General features: G+C 61.8%; 16 protein-coding genes. 6 read left to right on the top strand and 10 right to left on the bottom strand.

Features of this window, described 5'->3' with window-relative positions; all coding sequences use genetic code 11:
- Positions 1–144: 144 nt before the first annotated feature.
- The 5 genes from LDZ28_RS06060 to LDZ28_RS06040 form a co-directional block, all read right to left on the bottom strand.
- Positions 145–453 carry a hypothetical protein gene (locus tag LDZ28_RS06060; RefSeq protein WP_370652107.1) on the bottom strand — a complete coding sequence of 103 codons (309 nt, stop codon included), beginning with the start codon at positions 451–453 and terminating at the stop codon, positions 145–147.
- Positions 454–473: 20 nt separating this feature from the next.
- The gene (gene ligD, locus LDZ28_RS06055; protein WP_244827792.1) at positions 474–3,233 is read right to left on the bottom strand and encodes a DNA ligase D; all 2,760 of its coding nucleotides are present in this window, start codon (positions 3,231–3,233) and stop codon (positions 474–476) included.
- Between the two features lie 166 nt (positions 3,234–3,399).
- On the bottom strand, positions 3,400–4,308 hold the full coding sequence (locus tag LDZ28_RS06050) for a Ku protein (protein ID WP_244827791.1): 909 nt from the start codon (positions 4,306–4,308) through the stop codon (positions 3,400–3,402).
- 578 nt (positions 4,309–4,886) lie between these two features.
- The gene (locus LDZ28_RS06045; RefSeq protein ID WP_244827790.1) at positions 4,887–5,441 is read right to left on the bottom strand and encodes a DUF6013 family protein; all 555 of its coding nucleotides are present in this window, start codon (positions 5,439–5,441) and stop codon (positions 4,887–4,889) included.
- 156 nt (positions 5,442–5,597) lie between these two features.
- Positions 5,598–6,614 carry a zinc-binding alcohol dehydrogenase family protein gene (locus LDZ28_RS06040; RefSeq protein ID WP_244827789.1) on the bottom strand — a complete coding sequence of 339 codons (1,017 nt, stop codon included), beginning with the start codon at positions 6,612–6,614 and terminating at the stop codon, positions 5,598–5,600.
- A gap of 105 nt (positions 6,615–6,719) precedes the next feature.
- Here LDZ28_RS06040 and LDZ28_RS06035 point away from each other — a divergent pair, with 105 nt between their 5' ends.
- The 4 genes from LDZ28_RS06035 to LDZ28_RS06020 all read left to right on the top strand — a co-directional run bounded on the left by LDZ28_RS06035 (position 6,720) and on the right by LDZ28_RS06020 (position 9,649).
- Positions 6,720–7,685 (top strand): LysR family transcriptional regulator, encoded by a 966-nt coding sequence (locus LDZ28_RS06035; RefSeq protein WP_244827788.1) that lies wholly within the window; start codon positions 6,720–6,722, stop codon positions 7,683–7,685.
- A 321-nt stretch (positions 7,686–8,006) separates the two neighbouring features.
- On the top strand, positions 8,007–8,846 hold the full coding sequence (gene serB / locus LDZ28_RS06030) for a phosphoserine phosphatase SerB (RefSeq protein ID WP_244827787.1): 840 nt from the start codon (positions 8,007–8,009) through the stop codon (positions 8,844–8,846).
- A gap of 144 nt (positions 8,847–8,990) precedes the next feature.
- Positions 8,991–9,257, top strand: coding sequence for an AbrB/MazE/SpoVT family DNA-binding domain-containing protein (locus LDZ28_RS06025; protein ID WP_244827786.1), 267 nt, complete (start codon positions 8,991–8,993; stop codon positions 9,255–9,257).
- Positions 9,254–9,649 carry a type II toxin-antitoxin system VapC family toxin gene (locus LDZ28_RS06020; RefSeq protein ID WP_244827785.1) on the top strand — a complete coding sequence of 132 codons (396 nt, stop codon included), beginning with the start codon at positions 9,254–9,256 and terminating at the stop codon, positions 9,647–9,649. The genes LDZ28_RS06025 and LDZ28_RS06020 overlap by 4 nt, the downstream gene beginning before the upstream one ends.
- Positions 9,650–9,814: 165 nt before the next feature.
- Here LDZ28_RS06020 and guaA read toward each other — a convergent pair whose 3' ends face one another.
- The 3 genes from guaA to guaB form a co-directional block, all read right to left on the bottom strand.
- The gene (guaA, locus tag LDZ28_RS06015) at positions 9,815–11,398 is read right to left on the bottom strand and encodes a glutamine-hydrolyzing GMP synthase (protein ID WP_244827784.1); all 1,584 of its coding nucleotides are present in this window, start codon (positions 11,396–11,398) and stop codon (positions 9,815–9,817) included.
- A gap of 159 nt (positions 11,399–11,557) precedes the next feature.
- On the bottom strand, positions 11,558–12,346 hold the full coding sequence (locus LDZ28_RS06010) for a hypothetical protein (protein ID WP_244827783.1): 789 nt from the start codon (positions 12,344–12,346) through the stop codon (positions 11,558–11,560).
- A 27-nt stretch (positions 12,347–12,373) separates the two neighbouring features.
- Complete coding sequence (gene guaB / locus LDZ28_RS06005; RefSeq protein ID WP_244827782.1) at positions 12,374–13,834, bottom strand: IMP dehydrogenase; 1,461 nt, start codon at positions 13,832–13,834, stop codon at positions 12,374–12,376.
- A gap of 210 nt (positions 13,835–14,044) precedes the next feature.
- Here guaB and LDZ28_RS06000 point away from each other — a divergent pair, with 210 nt between their 5' ends.
- A complete protein-coding gene (locus tag LDZ28_RS06000; protein WP_244827781.1) occupies positions 14,045–15,019 on the top strand; it encodes a DMT family transporter in 975 nt (324 codons plus the stop codon).
- A gap of 10 nt (positions 15,020–15,029) precedes the next feature.
- Here LDZ28_RS06000 and LDZ28_RS05995 read toward each other — a convergent pair whose 3' ends face one another.
- Positions 15,030–15,359, bottom strand: a complete 330-nt coding sequence (locus tag LDZ28_RS05995) for an RnfH family protein (RefSeq protein ID WP_244827780.1) — start codon at positions 15,357–15,359, stop codon at positions 15,030–15,032.
- The gene (locus LDZ28_RS05990) at positions 15,356–15,793 is read right to left on the bottom strand and encodes a type II toxin-antitoxin system RatA family toxin (protein WP_244827779.1); all 438 of its coding nucleotides are present in this window, start codon (positions 15,791–15,793) and stop codon (positions 15,356–15,358) included. The genes LDZ28_RS05995 and LDZ28_RS05990 overlap by 4 nt, the downstream gene beginning before the upstream one ends.
- Positions 15,794–15,908: 115 nt before the next feature.
- Here LDZ28_RS05990 and smpB point away from each other — a divergent pair, with 115 nt between their 5' ends.
- Complete coding sequence (gene smpB / locus LDZ28_RS05985; RefSeq protein ID WP_244827778.1) at positions 15,909–16,358, top strand: SsrA-binding protein SmpB; 450 nt, start codon at positions 15,909–15,911, stop codon at positions 16,356–16,358.
- The last annotated feature ends 9 nt before the right edge of the window (positions 16,359–16,367 follow it).

Here is a 16,367-nt window from a genome sequence, read left to right as displayed (position 1 = left end):
AGCGCTTACCGGATGAAACGCGCGCGGCACTGAATGATCCGGTAGAAAACGCATGATCGACGTGTTCTGCTTTCGAAACAAAAATCATTTTACGCAACCGTCTCACGCAATGTCAGTGCAAGGCTCGTGGTTTCACCATCTGGTTCAATTCGCGCCTCGGCCGCCGCTGCCGCCGCCGCTATTCTCGTTCGCGTGATCGTCGCGCTGCGTGGCTTCCTGATACGCGCCGCCGCCGCGCCGGTCGGTATCGACGAGACCGCGTTTTACATCGTCATGCGCCTGCTTGCCGACTTCGCGCGGCTCGTGCTCATCCTGCGAGTCGACACTTTGATCCGCCTCGTGCGGCAGCGCCGCGTTCGATGAATCGTCGTCCACTTGCGTCTGTTCGTCCTTGCTCGACATTTCGCGGCCGCGTTCGGGCGCGCTTTCGGGTGCTGTCTTGACTGGCTTCATGGTCCCTCTCCTTGATGCGTTCACTTGGTCTTGCTTTTAGCGTCGATGCCAAGCTGTTTCTTCATTGCCGCCGTAAGACGCTGGCGGCCCTTCGCGTAGTCGGCCCACGGGTCGGCGCGCAATGAATTCATGCGCTCGGCCACGTTGCCGATGTTCCATTGATCGCCGCTCGTGACCTCGTCGATTTCGTCCCAGGCGATAGGCATCGAAGCGCCCAGTCCCGGCCGCGAGCGCAACGAGAACGCCGCCACCGTGCTCGATCCGCGGTTGTTGCGCAGATAGTCGATGAATATCTTGTCCTTGCGATTCTGCATGCCCATCTTCGCGGAAAAGAACTTGGGCAAGGTACTCGCCATATGCTGCGCGACGGCTTGCGAGAAGCCCTTCATTTCGTCCCAGCCCGACTGTTTGGCGAGCGGCACGACCACATGAAAGCCCTTGCCGCCGCTCGTCTTGCAAAACGAGGTCAGTCCGAGTTCGGCCAGCAGTTCCTTCGTGAGCTTCGCGGCTTCGACCATGCGCTTCCAGCCGACGCCTTCGCCGGGGTCGAGGTCGAACACCATGCGATCCGGTTTCTCGATGTTCGACGCCAGCGCGTTCCACGTATGCAGTTCGATCGTCCCCATCTGCGCCGTGCCGACGAGCGCTTGCGCCGATTCGATGGTGAGCAGCGGCGGATGTCCCGGATCGATATCCGCATGCTGCGTGATGTGCGGAATCGCGAGCCTTGCGCTGTGCTTCTGGAAGAACAATTCGCCGCCGATATCTTCCGGGGCGCGCACGAGGGACACGGGCCGGTCGTGCAGATGCGGCAGCATCCATTGAGCGACCGACGCGTAATACTCGACGACATCGATTTTCCGAAGCCCCGTGGACTTGTCGATGACGCGATCCGGATGGCTGATCTTGACGCCTTCGACCTCGGCGGCCGAGTTGCTTTTGGCCGCGGTTTTCGTGGGCGCTTTCTTCGCGGCGGTTTTCCTGGCAGCCGTCTTCTTCGGCGCGCCCTCGTCTTCCACCTTTTGCGCCGATACCGCTTCTTCCTTGACGATCTGCTTGGCCGGCTTGTCGTCGCGGAGACTGACGAACGATGCTTGTCGCACGATGCGCTCCTTGGTCCATTCCGCGAAATTGCATTCCGCCACGAGTTCGGGCTTGACCCAATGCACCGGCGTGCGGCTGCGCTCCTGCGGCTCGCTCGCAAACGGCATGCTTTTGGTTTCGCGCTTGTCGAGTTCCTTCTTTACGGCGGTGAGCGTGGCGTGATCGAAGCCGCTGCCGACGCGACCCGCGTATTGCAGCTTGCCCTTGGCGTCGTACACGCCGAGCAGCAACGCGCCGAACTCGCCGCGCGTGCCCGCCGGCTCCGAATAGCCGCCGATCACGAACTCCTGCCGGCGCCGGCACTTGAGCTTAATCCACGACGCGTTGCGTCCGGAGACATAAGTCGAGTCGATCCGCTTGCCGATGATCCCTTCCAGCGCCATGTCACAGGCGCTTTTAAGGAGATCGTCGGCGTGAAAAGCGAAGTCTTCCGAGTAGCGCAGCACGGGATCGGCGAGCGGTTCGACGATCGCCTTCAGAATGGCGCGGCGCTGCACGACAGGCACCTCGCGCAAGTCGTACCCGTTCAGATAAGGCAGATCGAAGAAGTACACGACGATATCTTGCGGACGTCCGACATCGAACGCGTTTTGCAGCCCCTGAAAGTCCGGCAGGCCGCGATCGTCGAGCACGACGGCTTCGCCATCGAGCCAGCCGTCTTCTATGTCGAGTGCTTCGAGCGCCTTCACCTGCTTGCTGAACTTCGCCGTCCAGTCGTTGCCGTTGCGCGTGAAAATGCGGATATCGCGTTTGCCCTTGATCGTCTCGATCCGCACGAGCACGCGATAGCCATCGAATTTGATCTCATAGGCCCAGTCTTCGCCGGGCGGCGCGGTATCGACGAGCGTGGCCAGTTGCGGCTTGAAGGTCGCGGGCAGCTTGGCCTTGACCGCGCCTTCTATCGCCGGGTCATGCGAGAGCGTGCGCAACGACTCCGCGTTCCGGTTCGCGACGATATCCGGATGCTCGCGCCCATTCGCTGTCTTGCTGACGGTTTTTCTGGTGGCCGCTTTCTTGGCGGCAGGCTTGGTCTTGCGCTCGGTGCGCTCGACGACCGCGCCATTCTTCCCCCGCGCGCCGAGCGATTCCGACAACACGCTGCCGGGCCGCTTCAGAAGGATGTCGTATTCGCTTTCGGGACGCGCTTCGTCGTCGCGTTCCTTGATGAGTAGCCACTGCTCCTTGTCGCCGCTACCGCGCATGTGGCTGCGCACGAGCGTGAAGCCGCCTTGCAGCTTTTCGCCATCGAGCACGAACTTGAGCTTGCCTTTTTCATATTCGGCCAAGGCTTCGTCGAAGCTGCCGGCTTGCGGCGCCCAGCGACCGCGATCCCAGACGATCACGCTGCCCGCGCCGTAATTTCCTTCGGGGATATCGCCTTCGAACGAACCGTAATCGATCGGATGATCTTCGACATGAACCGCAAGGCGCTTGACCGTGGGATCGAGACTTGGGCCTTTTGGCACGGCCCACGATTTGAGCGTGCCGTCGAGTTCCAGGCGAAAGTCGTAGTGCAAGCGGCGCGCATCGTGTTCCTGGATCACGAATGAGAGCGTCTCGACCGCGGCGGTTTTCTTGGCTGCGCGTTTCTTCGCGGCAGCCTTCTGCGTCCCGGACGGCTCCGGCGTCTCGTTGAAACGCCGCATGCGCTGATAGGTTTCGAGTTTGCCGGCCATCGTTTTCGTGGCTCCGTTTATGGGAGGCTTGGTAGTCGTGGTGCTGTGTGTGATTGCGTCAAACGTCGCCGACGTTGTGGGGTTGGTCGCCACGCTCTGTCTGCTTCATCAGACCGCGTAACGTGCCGTCGCGCAGCTCATGGGTGCGGCCGGCACGCCTCACGCTTCAGGCACGCTTGCGCCGCGTAGTCTTGCGCGCGGGCTTCGCGGCGGGTTCTTCACCCGAATCGTCGTCTTTCGATGCCGCGGCGCCGCGCTTGGCCGGCGCCGCGCCGCCCTTCTTCAGGCTGCGCTTGAGCAGTTCGGAAAGGTCGAGGATATCGGCGGATGCCTTGCCTTCGCCGCCGCTACCCTCGTCGATCTTCATGACTTCCGCGACCTTGCCTTCCTTCACCTTGCGGTCGACGAGCGCCATGATGTCGTCCTTGAAGGTGTCGTGATACTTCGTCGGGTCCCACGAGTCGCTCATGTCGTCGATCAGGCGCTTGGCCATGTCGAGTTCTTTCGGCGATACGCCCGCTTTCTTCGTGTCTTCATCGGGGAACTTGAAGTCGGTGAAATCGCGTACTTCGTCGCCCCAGCGCAAGGTGTTGAGCGCAAGCGCGGGACCGACGGGGATCAATGCGGCCAGATGCTGCTTGTTGTGCAGCACGACGCTTGCGATGCCGACCTTGCCTGTGTCTTTCAAGGCGTCGCGCAGGAGCGCATAGACCTTTTCGCCTTTGCGATCGGGCGCGAGATAGTACGGCGTGTCGAGCGAGAGGAACGAGATTTCGGGGGCATCGACGAAAGCGAGGATATCGACCGTTTGAGTCGACTCGGGATTGGCCGCGCGGATTTCGGCATCGGTCATCACGACGTACTTGCCCTTCTCGTATTCGAAGCCGCGCACGATGTTGTCGCGTGTCACGTCCTTGCCGGTGTTCTTGTTGATCTGCTTGTAGCCGATGGGGTCCATCGAGCGTTTGTCGAGCAGATTGAAGCCGACCTTGTCCGACTGCGTGGCGGGATACAGTTGCACGGGCACGTGGACCAGCCCGAAGCTGATCGCACCTTTCCAGATCATGTGCGGCATCGCGAAAACCTCGCTGGCGGAACCGTCGATGGGACGCGCTTCACGCGCGGTTGAAAGCTGCGTTTGAAGCGGGCACCGGGGTGTACCGCACGAAGCGTGCCAAATCAGGTAGGTTGGCGGCGGGCGCTGATTGCGTTGTTGGATCTGATCCGCGGAGGGTGCTGCTGGCTATAAGCTTTACGGAAATAAATTGGTGACAGCGGTGTACATCGAAGTAGTTAGATGACGGCGAAATAGACGGTTAGTTGCTTCGCTTGAATACGCTTGAATACGCTTGAATGCGCTTGAATGCGCTTGAATGCGCTTGAATGCGCTTGAATGCGCTTGAATGCGCTTGAATGCGCTTGAATGCGCTTGAATGCGCTTGAATGCGCTTGAGTGCGCTTGAGTGCGCTTGAACGCATTGCGGTCGCGACGTCGCCTCTGACAGGAGCCTCGTTGACCTCGCCTGAGACGCACGCGGACCGATTGCACTGAGATCATCGTCGGGGCCGATGCTTAAGCCACCGCCCCGCCGTCTACATGCCGCTCAAAGCAGCAAGTCACGATCAGCGAAACAAGCCCGCGCCATCAGCGCCCTACTTCCGACTCGCCGTGATCGTCAGTTGCGTTCCATCATCGAGCGTGACGGTCTTCTTGGAGCCGGTCGAAGTCGACATGGAAAAGCGCACGACTTGGCTGAAGCGATTATCGACGGGACACTGTAAGCTCTTGCCGCCGACCGTGACCTTATTCACACCCTTCGGCGCATAAGCTCGAAAACTGATCTGCACATTGGCCGCGCCGTTATCCGCGATGACCGGCGCAAAGCGAATCTGCACCTGGCGCACGGCCGCGCCGTCCGCGCTATGCGGCACCGATGCCGCCTGCGGACAGCCATCCGGCACCGGCTGCGCGCCAGCGGGCGCCGCGCCCTGCCAGGTAAAGTCGTCGCTTTGCCCCGAGCGGATGGTGCGCGTTTCCTGTTCGTTGCCGAAGCTCTTCGACACCATCTTCACGCTGTATTTGATCGGCCCGTCATTGGGCGCTTCGGAGAGAACCTTGATGCCTGGCGTCGCATGCGCGCTCGCGATCACGCCCAACGCGAGCGCGAACGCTGAAACGATGCGACTGAAATTCGGGCGACGATTCATGCCGGCACCTCCGTTTAAACGCTTGGGGAATTCCGGCGCGCCGCGAACGACGCGCCGGATGACTGAAGGCGAATTCAGTCTAGCGCCGAGCATGCCCGGGTCTCCTAATGGAAAACCCGTGTGTACTTGAACGATGGCCCGCTTCGTTGAAGTTCGTCAAAAACCGGTCAGCACGAGCTTGCCGATCGCGCGCCCTTCTTCCAGCAGGCGATGCGCCTCGCGCAGATTCGTCGCATTGATCTTGCCGAGGTCGCGGCCGAGCGTCGTGCGGATCGCGCCTGCGTCGATCAGCCGCGCCACTTCCGTGAGCAGCTTGTGTTGTTCGATCATGTCGGGCGTATGGAACATCGCGCGCGTGAACATGAACTCCCAGTGGAACGCCGCGCTTTTCGCCTTCAGCAATTCGACCGCGATCGGCTTCGCATTCTCGACAATCGTACAGATGCCGCCTTGCGGCTTGATCACTTCCGCCGCTGCCGGAAAATGCTTGTCGGTGTCGTTGAAGATCAGCACGAAATCGACTTGCGGGAAGCCCGCGTCCTTCAGCTGCTTAGGGATGTCCTCGAAGTGATTGACGATGTGATCCGCGCCCAGCTCCTTCGCCCATTGCGCGGATTCCGGCCGCGATGCGGTGGCGATCACGTTCAGCTTCGCAACCTGCTTGGCCAACTGAATGCCGATGGACCCCACTCCGCCCGCCCCGCCAATGATCAGCACCGTCTTGCCCGCGTCCTTGCCTTCGGCGGACACGTTCAGGCGGTCGAAGAGCGCTTCCCATGCGGTGATGGTCGTGAGCGGCAACGCCGCCGCGCACGTGAAATCAAGCGACTTCGGCTTCGCGCCGACAATGCGTTCGTCGATCAGATGAAATTCGCTGTTCGCGCCTTGCCGCGTGATGTCGCCTGCGTAATAGACGGCATCGCCCGGCTTGAAAAGCGTGACCTCGGGGCCGACCGCTTCGACGACGCCCGCCGCGTCCCAACCGAGCACGCGTGGCGTGGCCTCGGTCTTGTCCTTTGGCGCGCGCACTTTCGTGTCGACGGGGTTGACGGCGATCGCCTCGATTTTCACGAGCAGGTCGCGCCCAGAAGGCGCGGGTTTGTCGAGCTCGATGTCGACGAGCGATTCAGGATTCGAAATCGGCAGATAGCGAGTCAGTCCAATGGCTTTCATGTTTGAGCTCCGTGTTTGATTGCATGAGGTGTAGTCATCTTAGCCGCCGCCGGCGTTCCGTAAAACCGTCATAATCGTTGAAACATTTTTTGGGAAATCCATCGAATGAGTAGCGAACCGCTTGCCAGCCATGCCGATTCCGACGCGCGCGAACGTCTCGATCTGCTCGACGTCGGCTTGTTCGTGCGCGCGGCGGCGCTTGCCAGTTTGTCGGCGGCGGCGCGTGAATTCGGCCTCTCGCCGGCGGTGGCGAGCGCGCGCATCGCGGGGCTGGAGCGCATGCTCGGCGCGCGGCTTTTGCATCGGACGACGCGGCGCGTGAGCGTCACGCAGGAAGGCGAGATTTTCGCGGCCCACGCGCGTGAACTGCTCGATGCCGCCGAGGCCGCGCGTGCATCGGTGGGCCGCGCACGCGAACGGCCTCACGGACGGCTGCGGGTGACCATGCCGTCGTCGCTTGGGCGTCAGCATGTTTCGCCGCTGATTCCGGCGTTTCTGCGGTTGTATCCGGGTGTGAGCATCGAGCTGCGCATGACGGATCAGATCATCGATCTCGTCGATGAGGGCATCGATCTCGCCATTCGCATCGGCGCGTTGAAGGACTCGACGCTCGTCGCGCGCAAGCTGGCGAGCAACCGGCGCGTGCTGTGCGCGTCGCCTGCGTATATCGAGGCGCATGGCCGGCCGCGGCACCCGGCCGAGCTTGCGGAGCACGAGTGCGTGATCCTATCCGACCAGCGCGACTGGAGCTTTCATACGCCGACGGGCGTGATCGATGTACGCGTGTCGGGGCGCATCGTGACCGATAACGGCGAAGTGATCCGGGACGCGATCGCGGCGGGCGTCGGTATCGCGTTGAAGTCGACGTGGAGCGTGGCGCCGCTGCTCGCGAGCGGCGAACTCGTGACGCTGCTCGATGATTATCCGTGCGCGCAGACGGTCGCGATTTGGGCGGTGTATCCGAGTCGCGCGTTCGTGCCGCCGAAGACGCTGGCTTTCATCGATTTTCTGGCCGAGCGCTTCGGCGAGCCGCCGTATTGGGACGTCGATCCGGGAAGCGTGCAGCGGTAGGCTTGGGCTTGGGCTTGGGCTTGGGCTTGGGCTTGGGCTTGGGCTTGGGCTTGGGCTTGGGCTTGGGCTTGGGCTTGGGCTTGGGCTTGGGCTTGGGCTTGGGCTTGGGCTTGGGCTTGGGCTTGGGCTTGGGCTTGGGCTTGGGCTTGGGCTTGGGCTTGGGCTTGGGCTTGGGCTTGGGCTTGGGCTTGGGCTTGGGCTTGGGCTTGGGCTTGGGCTTGGGCTTGGGCTTTGGCTTTGGCTTTGGAACAGGCTAGCCGGTCTCCACTCGCGGGTGGCCCGTACAATGTCGGTTTTCGCGCTTATCACAATCCGCCTGCGATGAACCTCGTCATTCAAAGCCCCAGTCTTATCTCCGATGCGCATCTGAAGCCGCTCGCCGCCCTCGCCCGTTCGCGCGAAACGCAGCGTATCGACGACACGCTCTTGCGCCTGACCGATGCCGATCCGCTGCAACGCGCCGACATCGACGCTTATTGCGGCACGCACGCGCTCGACTACGCGTTCATCGACGCAAACGCGAAGTTGACCGACTTCGGCCTCGTCGCGATGGATATGGATTCGACGCTCATCACGATCGAATGTATCGATGAGATCGCGGATTTCTGCGGGCTGAAGGCGGAAGTCGCGGCGATCACGGAAGCCTCGATGCGCGGCGAGATCAAGGACTTCAACGAGAGTCTCACGCGCCGCGTCGCACTGTTGAAGGGACTGGAGGCGACCGCATTGCAACGCGTGTTCGACGAGCGTCTGCAGTTATCGCCGGGCGCGGAACGCATGCTCGCCGGAGCGCGGGCAGCGGGCTTGAAAACGCTGCTGGTGTCGGGCGGATTCACGTTCTTCACCGAGCGGCTGAAAGTGCGGCTCGGCCTCGACTACACGCGCGCGAATACGCTCGAAATCGTCGATGGCAAATTGACGGGCAAGGTGCTCGGCGAGATCGTCAACGCGGATGTCAAGGCGCGCACGCTGCGCGAGACCTGCTCGGAGATCGGCATCGATCCGAAACGCGCGATCGCCATGGGCGATGGGTCCAACGATTTGAAGATGATGGCGGAAGCGGGTCTGTCGGTGGCGTTTCGCGCGAAGCCGGTGGTGAGGGAGGCGGCTAGTCTCGCGTTTAATTTCGTTGGGCTGGATGGGTTGTTGAGGTTGTTTTGAAAGCAAAGTCCGTAAAGCCGAGAAACGGCACCTCAGGGTGCCGGTTTTGTTTGTGCCAGTGGAAGTGGCAGCGCTGACGCTGTCTCAAACTCGATTGTAATGCAGTTTTGCATTACAATCGATCATCAACTATGGAGGTATCTCATGAGCACACTGACGGTCACCGCGCGGGGCCAGGTCACGTTTCGGAAAGAGGTACTGCAGCACTTGGGTATCAAGCCCGGCGAGAGAATCGAGTTGAACCTGCTGCCGGACGGCCGGGCCGAATTGACGGCCGCTCAAACAAAGGGTTCATTTCGGGAACTGCGGGGCATTCTTAAGGGCAAGACGAACGGCGCTCGATTAACTATCGAGGAAATTAACGACGCGATTGCCGCTTGTGGCGCGACCCGAGGGGCTGGCAAGGCATGAAGGTGACAGCTGACACGAACGTCCTGCTTCGCACCATTGTGGACGATGACGCAATTCAAACAACGCGCGCTGTCGCACTTTTGGATACGGCCGACATGGTGGCGGTTAGCCTGCAAACGCTATGCGAGGTTGTTTGGGTGCTGCGCGGCCAATACGGCGTTACTCGTGCGGATATCGCTTTCGCAATTCGCACGCTGTTGAGCACAAGCAATGTCGTGGTTAATCGTCCGGGCGCCGAGGCAGGACTTGCGTTACTGGATGCGGGCGGAGATTTTGCTGATGGGGTCATCGCCTACGATGGTAGCTGGCTTGGGGCGGAGACCTTCGTTTCTTTCGACAAAAAAGCGGTATCACTGCTGACAAAGCAAGGGCAAGCTGCACGTCTGCTCTAGCGGTGGCACTCCAGCATAGAGCTCAAGGCAGCGACGGGCTTGTCAACCCGTCCCCTCCCAAAAGCTTTTGATCCGCGCCACCCAAGATTGTTCAGTTGTCAGGGCATCGTCCGCCGGTTCGTAAAGGGTTAATTACCCGGCGATGGCCCACAAAGACACGTCGATTCACTCCCACTCGATCGTCGCTGGCGGCTTCCCCGAGATGTCATAAACCACCCGGTTAATCCCCCGCACTTCATTAATGATCCGATTGGACACATGCCCAAGCAACTCATGCGGCAGATGCGCCCAATGCGCAGTCATGAAGTCCAGCGTCTGCACGGCGCGCAGGGCAACGACATACTCATAAGTCCGCCCGTCGCCCATGACACCAACGCTCTTCACCGGCAAGAACACCGCGAACGCCTGGCTCGTGAGGTCATACCACGACTTGCCCGTTTCCTTGTCGATGGTATTGCGCAACGTTTCGATAAAGATCGCGTCCGCCTGACGCAAAAGGTCAGCGAACTCGCGCTTTACTTCGCCAAGAATACGCACGCCAAGTCCCGGTCCCGGGAACGGATGGCGGTACACCATCGCGTGCGGCAAACCGAGCTTCACGCCCAACTCGCGCACTTCGTCCTTGAACAGCTCGCGCAACGGTTCGAGCAGCTTCAGGTTCAGCGTCTCCGGCAAGCCGCCGACGTTGTGATGGCTCTTGATCGTATGCGCGCCCTTCTTGCCCTTGCCCGCCGATTCGATCACGTCCGGATAAATGGTGCCCTGCGCGAGCCACTTGGCATCCGTGAGCTTCTGGGATTCCGCATCGAACACTTCGACGAACTCGGCGCCGATGATCTTGCGCTTCGCCTCCGGGTCCGTCACGCCCGCGAGCTTCGCGAGAAACTCCGCGCTCGCATCGACGTGGATGACCTTCACGCCAAGGTGATCGGCGAACGTGGACATCACCTGCTCGGCTTCGTTCTGACGCAAGAGGCCGTGATCGACAAACACGCAAGTCAGCTGATCGCCGATCGCGCGATGCAACAGCGCCGCCGCCACCGACGAATCCACGCCGCCCGACAAGCCCAGAATGACATGCTCGCCGCCAACCTGCTCGCGAATCTTCGCGACCGCTTCGTCGATGTAATGACCCATCTCCCAGTCCGCTTTCGCGCCGCACAGTCCAAGCACGAAGCGATCGAGCATCGCGCGGCCTTGCACGGTGTGCGTGACTTCAGGATGCCATTGCACGCCGTAGAAGCGGCGGTCGTCGTCGGCCATCGCGGCGATCGGACACGCAGGCGTCGAGGCCATGAGTTTGAAGCCGGCCGGCAAGTCGGCAACCTTGTCGCCGTGACTCATCCACACCTTCAGCATCGCCTCGCCCTCGGCGCTCTTGAAGTCTTCGATGCCTTCAAGGAAGCCCGTGTGGTTGAGCGCAGCCACTTCCGCATAGCCGAATTCGCGCACGCTGCCGAGTTCGACCTTGCCGCCAAGCTGATCGGCCATCGTCTGCATGCCGTAGCAGATGCCGAGCACCGGCACGCCGAGATCGAACACAACCTGCGGCGCGCGCGGCGAGCCCGCCTCGGTGACCGAGTTCGGGCCGCCCGACAGGATGATGCCCTTCGGCGCGAACTCGCGGATGAAGGTTTCATCGACGTCGTACGGATGGATTTCCGAGTAGACGTGCGATTCGCGGATGCGCCGCGCGATCAGTTGCGTGACTTGGGAGCCGAAATCGAGGATCAGGATTTTGTCGTGCATGGCTGCGGCCAAAGGCTAAGTGAACGAATGGGTCTTGTGCCGGCTGCGCGCGAATCTCGCGCGAAGTCCGGCTGCCAATAAATCGACGGTCGGCGCAAAGGCCGACCGTGCTTGTCTTACTGCGATACTGCCCGACGATGACCTGCCGTTTGCACGCCATTAGAGCGGCGTCTGGCGCACATCTGCACCGGTCAGCGGATCGACGCGTCTGCCCGTGACCGGATCGATATCGCCGCTAATTACAGGCTCGATGCGCTTGCCCGTCACCGGATCGATTTCGCGGCCACCGACGGGGTCGAACGTGCGGCCCGTGACCGGATCGACCGCGCCGCCGTCCATACGCGTGCGAGACAGCGGCGTCGCGGTATCAAGCGGACGCCCGGACGAATCGACCGTGCGGCCTGAAACAGGATCGATGGCCGTGGCTTCGGGCGCGCGCGCCAACGGACGTGTCGCGGTGTCCAACGGTATGCCTTGCTCGCGCTTGTCCGCCGCCTTCTGTTCTGCCCGCGTGGCCGAAGCCTTGCCTGCCGCCGCCAGACGCTCACGCCGCCGCACGGCCGACGACAAACGCACGCTGCCAAGACCTAGCACCATGAGGACGATGCCAACGAGCGTTGCGCTCACCTGCCCGAAGCCGGCCACTTCCGGCGTGCGCAACCCAAGCAGCCAGACCAGCACGATGACGCCGGAAAGCCACTCCACATGGCCAGAAACTCTTGCGGCCCGCGCCGTCAACGCGCCGTCGATAGCCGCGTGCAGTGAAAGCCACGCCAGTCCGAGCAACGCCACGCCGAGCAATTGCCCGGCGAAGGCGGGCTGAACGAGGATGGGGTCGAGTTGCAGCGCGGCGTACAGGCCGGTCCACGGCGTCAGCAGGAACAATACGCCGAACGCCAGAAAGATCAGCGCATTGACGATCAGCACGGCCCGCAGCAACGGTTTCATGATCGATCCCCGGGTTAATCAATATGTTCAGTCGACGTGGTAATTCGGCGCTTCCTTCGTGATCTGCACGTCGTGCACGTGCGACTCGCGCATGCCGGCCGCCGTGATCTGCACGAACTCAGCCTTGTCGTGCAACTCGGCAATGGTGCTGCAGCCGCAATAACCCATGCTCGCGCGCACACCGCCGATGACCTGGAACAGGATGGCGTTGACCGAGCCCTTGTAGGCCACGCGGCCTTCGATGCCTTCCGGCACGAGCTTGTCGATGTTCGCCGAGTTGTCCTGGAAGTAGCGGTCCGCCGCGCCGTCCTTCATCGCGCCGACCGAACCCATGCCGCGATACGCCTTGTACTGGCGGCCCTGGAACAGGAACACGTCGCCGGGCGACTCTTCCGTGCCCGCGAGCATGCTGCCCATCATGACGACGTTCGCGCCGGCCGCAAGCGCCTTGGCGACATCGCCCGAGAAGCGCGCGCCGCCGTCCGCGATCACCGGCACGCCGCTGCCGCGCAATCCTTCCGAGACGTTCGCGATTGCCGTGATCTGCGGCACGCCCACGCCCGCGACGATCCGCGTCGTGCAGATGGAGCCCGGACCGATACCGACCTTCACCGCGTCCGCGCCGTATTCGACGAGCGCCTTGGCGGCAGCCGCCGTAGCGATGTTGCCGCCGATCACCTGCACCTTCGGGTAGTTCTGCTTCACCCAGCGCACGCGTTCGAGCACGCCCTGGCTGTGGCCGTGCGCGGTATCGACGACGATCACGTCCACGCCCGCCGCCGCGAGCAGCTCGACGCGCTCCTCGTTGTCCGCGCCCACGCCCACTGCCGCGCCCACCCGCAGCTTGCCGTCTTCGTCTTTACACGCGTCCGGATTCTCGGTCTGCTTCGTGATGTCTTTCACGGTCATCAGGCCGCGCAGTTCGAACGCGTCATTGACCACGAGCACGCGTTCCAGGCGATGGCTATGCATCAGCGCCTTGGCTTGCGCGAGCGGCGTGCCTTCCTTGACCGTCACGAGGCGCTCGCGCGGCGTCATGATGTTGCGCACGGGCTCTTCCATGCGCTCTTCAAAGCGCAGGTCGCGGTTAGTGACGATGCCGATGAGCTTCGCGCCTTCCACGACAGGAAAGCCCGAGATGCCATGCTGCTGCGTGAGCGCGATGACGTCGCGTACGCGCATTTCCGGCGGCACGGTGATCGGGTCGCGCACCACACCCGACTCGAAGCGCTTGACCTTGGCGACTTCGCGCGCCTGCTCTTTGGCAGTGAGATTCTTGTGAACGATGCCGATGCCGCCCATCTGCGCCATGGCGATGGCAAGCCGGCCTTCGGTGACCGTGTCCATGGCGGCGGACACGAGGGGCATATTCAGGGAGATGTTGCGAGTCAGCTGGGATTTCAGACTGGTATCGCGCGGAAGTACGCTGGAGAACGCAGGCACGAGGAGCACGTCATCGAACGTGAGTGCTTTCTGGATCAGACGCATGGCAAATCCTATGGGCGCAAAAGCAGATTATACCGATAGTTCCTCGGGTTTTCACTGCCCGAACAGCGGCTTAGCCCGAACGCACGCAAGTTATGGGCCGGGCGTGCGGGCGTTCTGACCGCTCCTGGCATATGCAGAATTAGACAAGACGTGGCTGGCGCGCGCCTTTACCCTCGCCTACATCGAATGGACGCGGGTCAGGGAGTCGGGATGCAGCGCGGTGTGATGTACGGAATGTCGGCCGGAGCAATCTGGGGTTTCATTTTTCTGGCGCCGCGGCTGTTGCCCGATTTCTCGCCGCTTGCTTTGAGCGTCGGACGGTATCTGATGTATGGCGCCGTGTCGCTCGCGGTGGCGCTACCTATCGCGCGGCGGTTGATGACCAATATCACGCGCGCCGATCTCCTCGCGCTCGTAAAACTGGCGCTCGTCGGCAACCTTCTTTACTACATGCTGCTTGCAAGCGCGGTGCAACTGGTCGGCGTCGCGCCGACATCGCTGATCGTCGGCATCTTGCCCGTCACCGTCACGCTCGCGGGGCGGCGCGATGATGGCGCGGTGGAATTGCGGCGCCTCGCCGGGCCGTTGTCGATGATCCTGGCGGGCATCGCGTGCATCAATCTGGATGTGTTTCGCGACGTGTTTTTGCAGCATGGCAGCGTCGAGACGAGCAGCGTGCCAACACGGCTTGCCGGCCTCGCATGCGCGCTCGGGGCGCTCGCCGCGTGGACCTGGTACGCGGTCGTCAACGCGCGCTACGTGCAGGCGAACCATCGTTTCGACGGCAACGAATGGTCGGTGCTGTGGGGAATCGTGACGGGCGTGCTGGGCGCAATCCTCGGCGCGATCACGTGGATGTTGCCCGCAGGCAGCGTGCAGGCCGCCGTGTCGCCCGAACGCTGGCAGTTGTTCTGGCTCGTGAGTTTTGCCCTGGCGGCGGGCGGTTCGTGGGTCGGCAACATTCTGTGGAACGCGGCGTCCAAGCGCTTGCCCCTAACGCTGTCCGGTCAGTTGATTGCGTTCGAAACGCTCTTCGCGCTGCTCTATGCCTTTGTCTATGACGGCCGCTGGCCGCGCGTGCCGGAACTCTGCGCCATCGCTTTGCTGACTGCGGGCGTGAGTTGGTCGGTGCGTCAGCACAGCGTCGTGACGCCTCGCGTTAGCAAGGAAGCGCCTGCGCATTGAAAGGCGCCGGCTAACGCGAATCCTTCGACTGCCACTTGCGGCCTTCGATCGAACCGGCCTTGCGTGTCTTCGCCACCCGGCGCAAGCGCGCGGTTTTTGGGTCGACCTTGAGCGGCCGATAAATCTCCACGCGATCGAAGTCCGACAACGCCGTATCGAGCGGCTGGGCCTTGCCGAACACGCCGACCTTTTGTGTCGACAAATCGATTTCCGGATGCTGCTTCAAGACCCCGCTCACTTCAATGGCCTCTCGCACCGTCGCACCTTCGCGCAGATCGAGGTGTGCGAGAAAGCTCGCGCCATCGGCAAGACCGTAGCAAACGTCGATACGAAGGCTCATTTCTTGCCGTACCGTTGATCCGCGCGCTTCACGAAGGAATCGACGAAGGTGTTGGCAATATGGCTGAACACCGGCCCGATCAGCTTCTCCAGAATGAGGTTCGAGAACTCGTAGTGGAGCGCGAACTCGATCTTGCAGGCGTCCGCGCGCAGGGGCGTGAAGCGCCAGTAACCCGTGAACTTCTTGAAAGGGCCGCTTAAGAACACCATATCGATGCTGGTCGGACGTTTTTGCACGTTGCGCGTGGCAAAGTGCTGCTTGATGCCCTTGAAGCTGATGTCGATCTTCGCTTCCATGCCGTTCTCGTCCTGCCGCCCGATCTCCACGCCGCCGCACCACGGCAGAAAATTGGGGTAGTCGGCGACATCGGTGACGAGGTCGAACATTTCTTCCGCTGAATGGCGGATCAATACTGTTTTTTGGACGTCTGCCATAAAGGGCGCGGCGGGTGACTTGATTGGGCGGCAACTGCGCTGCACGCATGGGATCGTCCCACAGACGGCGCGCTGCTAAAATTGTGATTTTAAACGAGTTGGGCACTTTCCATTCATGAGCATCATCGACAACAGAAAAGCCTTCTTCGATTACTTCATCGAGGAACGCTTCGAGGCGGGTCTCGTGCTCGAAGGCTGGGAAGTCAAGGCGCTGCGCGCGGGCCGCGGGCAGATCAAGGAAGGCTACGTCATCATCAAGCAAGGCGAGCTGTACCTGATTGGCACGCATATCAGCCCGCTGCCCGAAGCCTCGACGCATATCAACCCGGACCCGGTGCGCACGCGCAAGCTGCTTTTGCATCGCGACCAGATCGACAAGCTCATCGGCAAGGTCGAGCAGCGTGGGCATACGCTCGTGCCGCTCAACTTCCACTACAAGGAAGGCCGCGTGAAATGCGAGATCGGGCTTGCCAAGGGCAAGAAGCTGCATGACAAGCGCGAGACGGAGAAGAAGCGCGACTGGGACCGCGAACGCGCGCGTCTCATGCGAACGGCCGCGCGTTGATTCCGCATG

Source organism: Caballeronia sp. TF1N1 (assembly GCF_022878925.1).
Lineage (GTDB): Bacteria > Pseudomonadota > Gammaproteobacteria > Burkholderiales > Burkholderiaceae > Caballeronia.
Note: the sequence above shows the minus strand (reverse complement) of the source record. Positions and strands in the feature narration are given on the sequence as shown.